General features: G+C 66.4%; 4 protein-coding genes. All 4 read left to right on the top strand.

Features of this window, described 5'->3' with window-relative positions; translation table 11 throughout:
- Positions 1 to 685 precede the first annotated feature (685 nt).
- The 4 genes from rpoB to ACZ6DT_RS39910 all read left to right on the top strand — a co-directional run bounded on the left by rpoB (position 686) and on the right by ACZ6DT_RS39910 (position 12390).
- Entirely contained in the window at positions 686 to 4186 is a 3501-nt protein-coding gene (rpoB, locus tag ACZ6DT_RS39895; RefSeq protein WP_465605185.1) for a DNA-directed RNA polymerase subunit beta, read from the top strand.
- A gap of 89 nt (positions 4187 to 4275) precedes the next feature.
- The gene (locus tag ACZ6DT_RS39900; protein ID WP_465605188.1) at positions 4276 to 8187 is read left to right on the top strand and encodes a DNA-directed RNA polymerase subunit beta'; all 3912 of its coding nucleotides are present in this window, start codon (positions 4276 to 4278) and stop codon (positions 8185 to 8187) included.
- Between the two features lie 352 nt (positions 8188 to 8539).
- A complete protein-coding gene (locus tag ACZ6DT_RS39905; RefSeq protein ID WP_465605191.1) occupies positions 8540 to 9637 on the top strand; it encodes a serine hydrolase domain-containing protein in 1098 nt (365 codons plus the stop codon).
- Positions 9638 to 10590: 953 nt separating this feature from the next.
- Positions 10591 to 12390, top strand: coding sequence for a hypothetical protein (locus tag ACZ6DT_RS39910; RefSeq protein ID WP_465605193.1), 1800 nt, complete (start codon positions 10591 to 10593; stop codon positions 12388 to 12390).
- The last annotated feature ends 152 nt before the right edge of the window (positions 12391 to 12542 follow it).

Raw genomic sequence — 12542 nt, forward strand, 5'->3', positions numbered from 1 at the left:
CCCTCCCTCCCCCTTCCTCTCCCTTTGGTCGTTTTCGCGTTGGCCCGTCACCCCCCAACCCCGGGGAGGGGGTGCGTTTCCCCCCCTAAACGCGCTCCGCGCGACCCTCCCTGTGCACCGCCCCAGACGACTCACCGGTCACAACCGCCACACGCCCCGAAACGCCCAGAGGCACCCCGAACCACCCCATCCCCGACCCGGTCACCCTCCGAAACGGCGCCCGGGCAGGAGCGCGTTTAGCCCGCTAAACGCAGGTCGGCGCCCCGGCGCCGCTACCTGCGCATACCGGTCGGTAACCAGGATGATCGTCCTGTGAGGCGCCTGCTGCGGAGCTTCTCCGACGCTGCGCCAACCGGCGGGACCACCGCGCGGCATCTTGACTCAGAGCCCCTGTGGGGTCACGCTTACTGGCAACGGTGAGAACCGGCGGTGCCCTTGCGGGAGGGACGGTCCGGGGAGGCCGAGGAGAGGCATACCTGAAGACGTTGCGAAGCAGGCTGGGCCCTATCAGGAGCGCCCCCTGGACAGACCGTGACGTTCGGGCTAGACTGCTTCTTTGCGCTGCCCTCTTTCAGGCTGCCCGGAGCCGGTAGTTAGGATAGTGGGCACACGGCACCCTTGACAGACCGCATCAGCTGTTGCTGAAGCGGCTGCTCACCGCTCATTGTCCCCGGAAGGACGCATCTTGGCAGTCTCTCCCGCGAACCAGGCCACTGCTGCGACCACCTCGGCTGTATCTCGCTCGGAGTCCACGGGAATCCCGGGAGCCCCCAAGCGGGTCTCCTTCGCAAAGATTCGCGAGCCGCTCAACACCCCGAACCTGCTCGACGTGCAGATCAGGTCATTCGAATGGTTCACCGGCGACGAGGCGTGGTTCGAACGCCGCGTCGAAGAAGGTGAAGAAAACCCGGTCGGTGGCCTGGAAGAGGTCCTCAACGAGATCTCGCCGATCGAAGACTTCTCCGGATCCATGTCGCTGTCCTTCTCCGACCCGCGCTTCGACGAGGTCAAGGCCTCCGTCGAGGAGTGCAAGGACAAGGACATGACGTACGCGGCCCCGCTGTTCGTGACCGCCGAGTTCGTGAACAACAACACCGGCGAGATCAAGAGCCAGACGGTCTTCATGGGCGACTTCCCGGTGATGACCGACAAGGGCACCTTCGTCATCAACGGCACCGAGCGTGTCGTCGTGTCCCAGCTCGTCCGTTCGCCGGGTGTGTACTTCGACACCAGTGTCGACAAGACCACCGACAAGGACGTCTTCAACGTCCGCGTCATCCCGAGCCGGGGTGCCTGGCTCGAGTTCGACGTCGACAAGCGCGACACCGTCGGCGTCCGCATCGACCGCAAGCGCCGCCAGCCGGTGACCGTGCTGCTGAAGGCGCTGGGCTGGACCACCGAGGCGATCCGTGAGCGCTTCTCGTTCTCCGAGACGCTGCTCGCCACCCTCGAGAAGGACCACACCGCCGGTACCGACGAGGCGCTGCTCGACATCTACCGCAAGCTGCGCCCGGGCGAACCGCCCACGAAGGAGAGCGCGCAGACGCTGCTGGAGAACCTGTTCTTCAAGCCGAAGCGCTACGACCTGGCCAAGGTCGGCCGCTACAAGGTGAACAAGAAGCTCGGCCTGACCACGCCGTACGACACCGGGACGCTGACCGAAGAGGACATCGTCTCGACGATCGAGTACCTGGTCCGCCTGCACGCGGGCGAGGACAAGGCGACCGTCGGCGACCAGGTCATCCCGGTCGAGACCGACGACATCGACCACTTCGGCAACCGTCGTCTCCGCACCGTCGGCGAGCTCATCCAGAACCAGATCCGCGTGGGTCTGTCCCGGATGGAGCGCGTCGTCCGCGAGCGGATGACCACCCAGGACGTCGAGGCGATCACGCCGCAGACCCTGATCAACATCCGTCCCGTCGTGGCGGCGATCAAGGAGTTCTTCGGTACTTCGCAGCTGTCGCAGTTCATGGACCAGAACAACCCGCTGTCGGGGCTGACGCACAAGCGCCGTCTGTCCGCCCTCGGCCCGGGTGGTCTGTCGCGTGAGCGCGCCGGCATGGAGGTCCGTGACGTCCACCCGTCGCACTACGGCCGCATGTGCCCGATCGAGACGCCGGAAGGCCCGAACATCGGCCTGATCGGTTCGCTCTGCTCGTACGCGCGGGTCAACCCGTTCGGTTTCATCGAGACCCCGTACCGCAAGGTCGTCGAGGGTCGCGTCACCGACCAGGTCGACTACCTCACCGCGGACGAGGAAGACCGCTTCGTGAAGGCGCAGGCGAACGCGCCGATCTCGGAAGACGGCACCTTCGTCGAGGATCGCGTCCTGGTCCGTAAGAAGGGCGGCGAGGTCGAGCTGATCGACCCGCTGGACGTGGACTACATGGACGTCTCGCCGCGGCAGATGGTCTCGGTCGCGACCGCGATGATCCCGTTCCTCGAGCACGACGACGCGAACCGCGCCCTGATGGGTGCGAACATGCAGCGTCAGGCCGTGCCGCTGCTCCGCAACCAGGCGCCGTACGTCGGCACCGGGGTGGAGCTGCGCGCCGCGGTCGACGCCGGTGACGTGCTCGTCGCCGAGCAGTCCGGCGTCGTCGAGGAGCTCTCGGCCGACCTGATCACGATCATGCACGACGACGGCACGCGGAAGAGCTACGGACTGTACAAGTTCCGCCGCTCCAACCACGGCACCTGCTTCAACCACCGCCCGATCGTCAACGAGGGCGACCGGGTCGAGCAGGGTCAGGTCATCGCCGACGGCCCGTCCACCGAGAACGGTGAGATGGCGCTCGGCAAGAACCTGCTCGTCGCGGTCATGCCGTGGGAGGGCCACAACTACGAGGACGCGATCATCCTCTCCGAGCGCCTGGTACAGGACGACGTGCTCACGTCGATCCACATCGAGGAGCACGAGATCGACGCCCGCGACACCAAGCTGGGCGCCGAGGAGATCACCCGGGACATCCCGAACGTCTCCGAAGAGGTCCTTGCCGACCTCGACGAGCGCGGCATCATCCGCATCGGTGCCGAGGTCCGCGACGGCGACATCCTGGTCGGCAAGGTCACGCCCAAGGGCGAGACCGAGCTGACCCCGGAAGAGCGCCTGCTCCGCGCGATCTTCGGGGAGAAGGCCCGTGAAGTCCGCGACACCTCGCTGAAGGTGCCGCACGGCGAGACCGGCAAGGTCATCGGCATCCGCGTGTTCTCGCGCGAGGACGACGACGAGCTGCCCCCGGGCGTCAACGAACTGGTCCGCGTCTACGTGGCCCAGAAGCGGAAGATCCAGCCGGGCGACAAGCTCGCCGGCCGCCACGGGAACAAGGGTGTCATCGGCAAGATCCTCCCCGCCGAGGACATGCCGTTCATGGAGGACGGCACGCCCGTCGACATCATCCTGAACACCCACGGTGTCCCGCGTCGTATGAACATCGGCCAGGTACTGGAACTCCACCTGGGCTGGCTGGCGTCGCAGGGCTGGAAGATCGAGGGCAACCCGGACTGGGCGAAGAACCTCAACGAGGAGCTCTACGACGTCGACCCCGGCACGAACACCGCCACCCCGGTGTTCGACGGTGCCAAGGAAGACGAGCTGACCGGTCTGCTCGGCGCCACCAAGCCGAACCGCGACGGTGAGCGCATGGTCAAGCAGAACGGCAAGGCCACGCTGCTGGACGGCCGCTCCGGCGAGCCGTACCCGTACCCGGTCGCCGTCGGCTACATGTACATCCTGAAGCTGCACCACCTGGTCGACGACAAGATCCACGCCCGGTCCACCGGTCCGTACTCGATGATCACGCAGCAGCCGCTGGGTGGTAAGGCGCAGTTCGGTGGCCAGCGTTTCGGCGAGATGGAGTGCTGGGCGATGCAGGCGTACGGCGCCGCATACACCCTGCAGGAACTCCTGACGATCAAGTCGGACGACGTGGTCGGCCGCGTCAAGGTGTACGAGGCCATCGTCAAGGGGGAGAACATCCCCGAGCCGGGTATCCCCGAGTCGTTCAAGGTGCTCCTGAAGGAGCTCCAGTCGCTCTGCCTCAACGTCGAGGTGCTGTCGAGCGACGGCGCCGCGATCGAGATGCGCGACTCCGACGACGAAGACCTCGAGCGCGCCGCGGCCAACCTCGGCATCAACCTGTCCCGCAACGAGTCGCCCTCGGTGGACGACGTCGTGCACTGACGGCTGTCCGAGGCGGGGCCTGCCTCCCGTGGGCCCCGCCTCGACCGCCAACCCCTCTAGTCGACTCAACCCCAAGGGGATGCAAAGACGTGCTGGACGTCAATTTCTTCGATGAGCTCCGCATCGGCCTCGCCACCGCCGACGACATTCGTCAGTGGTCCTTCGGTGAGGTCAAGAAGCCGGAGACCATCAACTACCGGACGCTCAAGCCCGAGAAGGACGGCCTCTTCTGCGAGAAGATCTTCGGCCCGACCCGGGACTGGGAGTGCTACTGCGGTAAGTACAAGCGAGTCCGCTTCAAGGGCATCATCTGCGAGCGCTGCGGCGTCGAGGTCACCCGTGCCAAGGTGCGCCGTGAGCGGATGGGCCACATCGAGCTGGCCGCTCCCGTCACCCACATCTGGTACTTCAAGGGTGTTCCCTCCCGCCTGGGCTACCTGCTCGACCTGGCGCCGAAGGACCTCGAGAAGATCATCTACTTCGCGGCCTACGTGATCACCGGTGTGAACACCGAGCTGCGGCACAACGACCTGCCGACGCTGGAGAACGAGATCGGCGTCGAGCGCAAGAACCTCGAGACCAAGCGTGACGCGGACATCGAGGCACGGGCGCAGAAGCTGGAAGCCGACCTGGCCGAGCTGGAGGCGGAGGGCGCCAAGTCCGACGTCCGCCGCAAGGTCAAGGAAGGCGGCGAGCGCGAGATGCGTCAGCTGCGTGACCGCGCCGGTCGCGAGCTGGACCGTCTCGAGGAGGTCTGGACGACCTTCACCAAGCTCGACGTCCGTCAGCTGATCGCCGACGAGCTGCTCTACCGCGAGCTCGTCGACCGTTACGGCGAGTACTTCACCGGCGGCATGGGCGCGGAGGCCATCCAGAAGCTGGCCACCGAGTTCGACGTCGCGGCCGAAGCCGACCACCTGCGCGACACCATCCGCAACGGCAAGGGGCAGAAGAAGCTCCGCGCGCTGAAGCGGCTCAAGGTCGTCGCGGCCTTCCAGGCCACCGGCAACGACCCGCGCGGCATGGTGCTCGACGCCGTCCCGGTGATCCCGCCGGACCTGCGCCCGATGGTCCAGCTCGACGGTGGCCGGTTCGCCACCTCCGACCTGAACGACCTCTACCGCCGGGTCATCAACCGGAACAACCGGTTGAAGCGGCTGATCGACCTCGGCGCGCCCGAGATCATCGTCAACAACGAGAAGCGGATGCTGCAGGAGGCCGTCGACGCGCTGTTCGACAACGGCCGCCGCGGCCGCCCGGTCACCGGTCCCGGTAACCGCCCGCTGAAGTCGCTGTCCGACCTGCTCAAGGGCAAGCAGGGCCGGTTCCGTCAGAACCTGCTCGGCAAGCGTGTCGACTACTCGGGCCGTTCGGTCATCATCGTCGGCCCGCAGTTGAAGCTGCACCAGTGCGGTCTGCCGAAGGACATGGCGCTCGAGCTGTTCAAGCCGTTCGTCATGAAGCGGCTGGTCGACCTGAACCACGCGCAGAACATCAAGTCCGCCAAGCGGATGGTGGAGCGCTCGCGGCCGCAGGTGTGGGACGTGCTCGAAGAGGTCATCACCGGCCACCCGGTGATGCTGAACCGTGCGCCGACCCTGCACCGCCTCGGTATCCAGGCCTTCGAGCCGCAGCTGGTCGAAGGCAAGGCCATCCAGCTGCACCCGCTGGTCTGTGAAGCGTTCAACGCGGACTTCGACGGTGACCAGATGGCCGTGCACCTCCCGCTGTCCGCGGAGGCGCAGGCCGAGGCCCGCATCCTGATGCTGTCGGCGAACAACATCCTTTCGCCGGCGTCGGGCCGCCCGCTCGCCATGCCGCGTCTGGACATGGTGACCGGTCTGTTCCACCTGACCCGCCTGAACGAAAAGGACGAGGGCGCGGGCTTCGCGTACTCCTCGCCGGCCGAAGCGATCATGGCGTACGACCGCAAGGCGCTGAGCCTGCACGCCCCGGTCAAGATCCGCATCACCGACCGTCAGCCCGCCAAGGCCGACGAAGCGGCGCTCGCGGAGAAGGGCTGGGAGCCGGGCAAGGCTTGGCTGGCCGAGACCACCCTGGGTCGCGTGCTGTTCAACGAGCTGCTCCCGGCTGACTACCCGTTCATCAACGAGCCGATGCCGAAGAAGCGTCAGGCCGCGATCGTGAACGACCTCGCCGAGCGCTACTCGATGACCCAGGTCGCGCAGACCCTGGACCGCCTGAAGGACGCCGGTTTCTACTGGGCGACCCGTTCGGGTGTCACGGTCGCGATCTCCGACGTGCTCGTCCCGACCGGCAAGAAGGCCATTCTGGACGAGTACGAAGGCAAGGCCGACCAGGTCGAGAAGCGGTACCAGCGTGGTCAGCTGTCGCACGCCGAGCGCAACAACGAGCTCGTCAAGGTGTGGACGCAGGCCACCGAAGAGGTCCACAAGATCATGGAGACGGCGCTGCCGGACGACAACCCGATCGCGATGATCGTGAAGTCGGGCGCGGCGGGCAACATGACGCAGGTCCGGTCGCTGGCCGGTATGCGTGGTCTGGTGTCGAACCCGAAGGGTGAGTACATCCCGCGTCCGATCAAGGCCAACTTCCGTGAAGGCCTGTCGGTGGCGGAGTACTTCATCGCGACGCACGGTGCCCGTAAGGGTCTGGCGGACACGGCGCTCCGTACCGCCGACTCGGGTTACCTGACCCGTCGTCTGGTGGACGTGTCGCAGGACGTCATCGTCCGCGAGGTCGACTGTGGCACCACCCGCGGCATCAACATGCCGATCGGTGAGGACATCGGCGACGGCAAGGTCCTGCGTGACCAGCACGTCGAGACCAGTGTGTACGCGCGGAACCTGGCGACCGACGCGGTCGACGCCAAGGGCAACGTCGTGCTCAACGCCGGTGACGACATCGGTGACCCGGCGATCGACAAGCTCATCTCGAGCGGGATCGCCAAGGTCAAGGTGCGTTCGGTGCTGACCTGCGAGTCGGCCGTCGGTATCTGCGCCACCTGCTACGGCCGGTCCATGGCGACCGGTCAGCTGGTCGACGTCGGTGAGGCCGTGGGTATCGTCGCGGCCCAGTCGATCGGTGAGCCGGGTACGCAGCTGACGATGCGTACGTTCCACCAGGGTGGTGTCGCCGGTGACGACATCACGACCGGTCTGCCCCGTGTCCAGGAGCTGTTCGAAGCCCGGGTCCCGAAGGGCAAGGCGCCGATCGCCGACGTCGATGGCCGCGTGCGCATCGAAGAGAGCGAGCGGTTCTGGAAGATCACGCTGATCCCGGACGACGGCAGTGAAGAGATCGTCTTCGACAAGCTGTCCAAGCGTCAGCGGCTCGCGAACACCCTGAACGGCCCGCTGGGTGACGGTGACCGCGTCGCGGTCGGCCAGCAGCTGCTCGAGGGCACGCCGGACCCGCACGAGGTCCTGCGGGTCATGGGGCCGCGCGAGGCGCAGATGCACCTGGTGGACGAGGTCCAGAAGGTGTACCGGGCGCAGGGTGTGTCGATCCACGACAAGCACATCGAGGTCATCGTCCGGCAGATGCTGCGCCGGGTGACGATCATCGACTCCGGTGCCACGGACTTCCTCCCGGGCGAGCTGCCCGAGCGGACCAAGTTCGAGGCGAAGAACCGGGCGTCGGTCGCCGAAGGCGGCGAGCCTGCCTCGGGTCGCCCGGTGCTGATGGGGATCACGAAGGCCTCGCTGACCACGGACTCGTGGCTGTCGGCGGCTTCGTTCCAGGAGACCACGCGTGTCCTGACCGACGCGGCCATCAACGGCCGTTCGGACAAGCTCGTGGGCCTCAAGGAGAACGTGATCATCGGTAAGCTGATCCCGGCCGGTACCGGGATCAACAAGTACCGCAACATCCAGGTGCAGCCGACCGAGGAGGCGCGGGTCGCCGCTTACGCGATCCCGTCCTACGACGACGGCTACTACACCCCGGATGTGTTCGGCTCCACGCCGGGCGCCGCGGTGCCGCTGGACGACTACGACTTCGGCCGCGACTTCCGCTGACCGAAGCGAAATCCACGAGAAGGGCCCCCGCCGATCCGGCGGGGGCCCTTCCCGTTTTCGGGCACTTGGAGCCACTCGAAACAGGTACTGATCCCCGATGAATCCCGCTCAGATAATGCGGTTCGAGGGCTATGCGCATTTCCAGCTGCGGCGAGTTCGGCCCGCAGCGCCGAAACCGCGGGCCGAACGGCCGAAGATCACTCCTGGCCGAGATCACTTTCACCCGGATCGCGTTCAGCCCGCTAAACGCGATCCGGGGACCGGGTCCGCGGCGACGATCGGCGCGTTATGGGGCGGTATGCGCGACGGATGGCGGCCGATCTCAGGCGCGTCCGTCGACAGGATCGAATCCATGAAATCACTGGGGAAAGACACTTTTCAGTCAGCGGTGGACGGTGTCCACCGCGCGGAAGTGCCGGGTGTGTTCGCCGAGGTGCGTCAGGGTGAGCAGGTCTGGCGCTGCGCCGCCGGAGTCGCCGACCTCGAAACCGGCAGACCCGTTCACCCCGACATGCGGCAACGCGTCGGCAGCGTCACGAAGACCTTCATCTCCGCCGCGGTTCTGCGGCAGGTCGAGGCGGGGCGAATCGGACTCGACACACCGATCGGCGATCATCTGCCGCGGCTGGTCCCGGGGGAGCGCGGCCGGAAGATCACGGTCCGGATGCTGCTCAACCACACCAGCGGTCTCGCCGAGTACCTCCCGTACGCCTTCCCGTCGCTCAAGGAACTCGCCCCCGAAAGCCTCGACGACAACCGGTTCCGGAAGTTCCGCTCGACCAAGTTGATCGCGCTGGGCGTCGATGCCCCCGCCACCGGCGAGCCGGGGAGCATTCCGGGGGTCTACTCGAACACGAACTACCTGCTCCTGGGAAAGCTCCTGGAGCACTTGGCCGGCACTTCGGTGGAAGAGCACGTCGCCCGCTCCATCATCGAACCCGCAGGCCTCGCGCATACCGGGTTTCCCGCCACCGCGCGGATCGACGGACCGCACTCGCGGATGTACGAGGCACTGTTCGGGAGGATCGATCCGCCACGGGACTACAGCATTTACGACATGTCCTGGGTGATGACGGGCGCCGGCCTGGTCTCGACCGTCGCGGACCTCAACCGCTTCTACCGCAAACTGCTCGGCGGCGAGATCGTCGACCCGGCGTCGCTGGCGGAGATGCAGCGTCTGGTGCCGGTCATCGCGCAGGACGGGCGACTGATCGACTACGGCCTCGGTCTGTACAAGACCGAGATCCCCGGTCACGGCACCTTCTGGGGTCACGACGGCACGGTCTGGGGAGCGTTGACGATGTCCTGGACCCGCGCGGACGGCGGGCGGCAGTTCTCCGCCGCACTGAACCTCGTGCGGTGGAGCAAACCGGACGCCGAGGGACCACCGCACCCCATCGACGAGGCACTGGCGACCCTCAAGCGACTGGCCCTGTGCGGCCCCGCCTGACCCACGCCCGGATCGCGTTTAGCCGGCTAAACGCGCTCTGTCCGACTTGCGTTTAGCGGGCTAAACGCGAAACGGCAGGGGAGAAGCGCAGGTCAGGGCGGATCGGGAGACCGGGAGGTCGACAGAGCGGTCCGGGGGCCGATCCGGAGCGAAGCGGGGCACGCGCCTCACCCCGCCGAGAGGGGCGCTGCGGCCGGTAGCAGAGCGTGTAGCCCTGCCGCATCAGTCGCCGGTGGCCGACACGCAATCCCTCTGCGGACTGTCTGGTCAGGAGGCGCAGCGGTTACACGTACCCCTCGATCTTCTGGCCGCCGAAGCGAGGGCGGCAACGGCCAGCGCTTGTCTGAACATCTTCAGCCTGTCTTGCCGTCGCGGAGTTCCCGGGACTGCATAACGAAAACATAACGGAAAAGTGGTCGCCGGATTCGGGCTACTGGTCCGTTGTGACCTGCCGTAGTGCCACCAGGTGGCCTAGTTCCCAGTGCGCGGAAAATCGCCACCCGTTCGGCCCAATGGCCTATCCGGATCGTGGGAATTCACCCTGCCGTGGCTCGTCCCATTCTTTGATCACGAGATTGACACTCCGGCGGCTTCACACGAGTATTTCGCCTATGCAATCCCCAGTCGCCTTGGTGTGGCGCCGGCACGTCGACCTGCGGCAGCAGGCAAGCGCGCTGTGTATGGATTCCTGACCTATTCCGGGTTTGTCGCGCCGTATTGAATCAGCGTATCCGACACGGATGCGCCCGTTCCTCGTGCGCTGACGGTTTCCATTGTGCCGCAACGGTTCTCTGGGTGAACCAGCGGTTGATTTACTTCCCTTTGATCCGCGTCGGCGACGCCTGCGCGAAAGCGGGGAGAGGTGTGCCGAATGTCCGGCGCTTCGGTAGCGAAAACAGGGAGAAAGAATGCTATCCAACTCGCCCAAGTGGCGAAAAGTGGTGATAGGCGCCATGGCGGCGGCCCTGGCCGTGGGCACGGTGACCTATACCGGCTCCACGACCAGTGCCTACGCCGACGTCCAGGTCGTCAAGGACGCGAAGAAGGCGGCCGACGGCAAGGAGTATTGGGTCCAGAACCACTTGGTGTCCAAGGACATCGCGGTGTCCCGGAGCGCGGACGGCAAGCGCAAGAAATGGCTGCTGGTCTGGGCCGGTGACGAGAACATCGCCGACACTCTGGTCAAGGACATCAAGAATCTGCCGGGTTCGCTCGGCGGTGGCCTGAACAAGATCAAGAACGCGTTGCCCGGTCCGGACTTCCTCGCCGTGATCGACGCGACGCAGGGTTCGCCGACCTACGGCAGGGTCGTCAACACCGCCACCGTCGGACCGCTCGTCGAGAACGAGCCGCACCACATGCAATACGTGTGGCACAAGGGCGACACGATCTACGCCGGCGCGCTGTTCGCCGCCGCGACGTACGCCTTCGACGTCTCCGCCTTGCCGCAACTGAAGCTCAAGGGTGTCAGCCTCCCGACCCAGACCCTCGGCGGTTCCGTGCCCGACGCGTACTGGGTGCTCAAGGACGGCACCGCGTACGGCACGTATATGGGCGGCCCTGTCGTTCCCGGCCCGCACACCTATGCCAACGGTTCCACGGTGGTGGGCAACGGTTTCGCCGGCAGCCCCGGCGAGGTCGTCCGCTTCGACCAGAACGCGCAGGTGCTTTCCGAGTCCCCCGCGGCCACACCACAGGGTGACAACAAGAAGCTGTGCGACAACCTCCCGCAGCTGGACAAGCCGACCTGCGCCAACCCGCACGGCATCCAGGCCCGTGAGGACCTCGACACCCTGGTCACCAGTGACTACGCCGAGCCGCGCAACATCATCCTCGACCCGGTGAAGCAGCCGTCGCCGTACCTGCGGCGGCCGACCGTCCGCACTTGGGACATCTCCGACCGCAACAAGCCGAAGCTCAAGGCGGTCTCGTACCTGCCGGACGGCCCGCGGGCCGATCCCGCGGACCCACTGCACGCCGAAAGCCGCGCGGTCATGGAGACCACGGTGACGAACCTGCCCGGTCACAAGGGCGCGTTCGCGCAGACCATGCAGGGCGGCGCGGTGTTCTACACACCGGACATCACCGCCAAGGAGCCGCACTGGATCCAGGTGTTCGACGACGGCGCCGCGAACAAGGCGATCCACCCGAACAACGACTCCAACGGTGGCGGTTCCAACGGTGGCTGGATCCAGACCAGCCCCGACGACAAGTACCTCTACCGCGCGATCACCGGCCGCCAGAAGGGCGCGCTCGGTCCGGACGACCCCGGCACCACCGGCGGCGTCTACGTCCTCGACATTCAGAAACTCGTCGCCGCGGGCGACAAGGTCGAGGACATCAAGGGCCGGATCGACACGAAGGAGAAGTCGCGGCAGGGCGGTGGCGGCGACCTGCCGACCGTCGTCGGCGCGGCGCCGATCAACCCGGGCACGCCCGGCGGTGGCCCGCACTGGGGCGCGTACGACAACTTCGTGCTCGGCGACGACGGGTACTACCACGAAACCGACAGGCCGCAGCACCTCGCGGTGTCGAACTACTTCGTCGCACGGTCCGGTTTGGACGGTGACCACAAGGTCAACCTGCTGAACCTCGGCGAAGACGGGAAGGTCGGCGTCGACCAGAACTTCCGGGACGAATTCACCGGACAGGTCGGCATCAACTTCAACCGGAAGACCTGGCCGCACGGGTCCTTCGGCAACGCCAAACCGCACTCCGAACTGTTCGTCGTGGCGGACGCGGATCTCAAGTAACCCTGTTCGGCGCGGAAGGTCGTGGGTGGGGGGGACACCCCCCCCCCCCCCGCCCCCCCCCCTTCTTCGGGGAAGGTCCCCCCGGGGCACCCCGCCATGCCGGCGGGTTTGGGTTTGGCCGGGGGTGGAACCGCACTTTGTTTACTTCGGGC

Source organism: Amycolatopsis sp. NPDC041971 (assembly GCF_055588925.1).

Bases quoted from the DNA above. Each gene is read 5' to 3' on its own strand.
- ACZ6DT_RS39905 (WP_465605191.1), top strand. From the start codon at position 8,540: ATGAAATCACTGGGGAAAGACACTTTTCAGTCAGCGGTGGACGGTGTC.
- ACZ6DT_RS39910 (WP_465605193.1), top strand. From the start codon at position 10,591: ATGGCGGCGGCCCTGGCCGTGGGCACGGTGACCTATACCGGCTCCACG.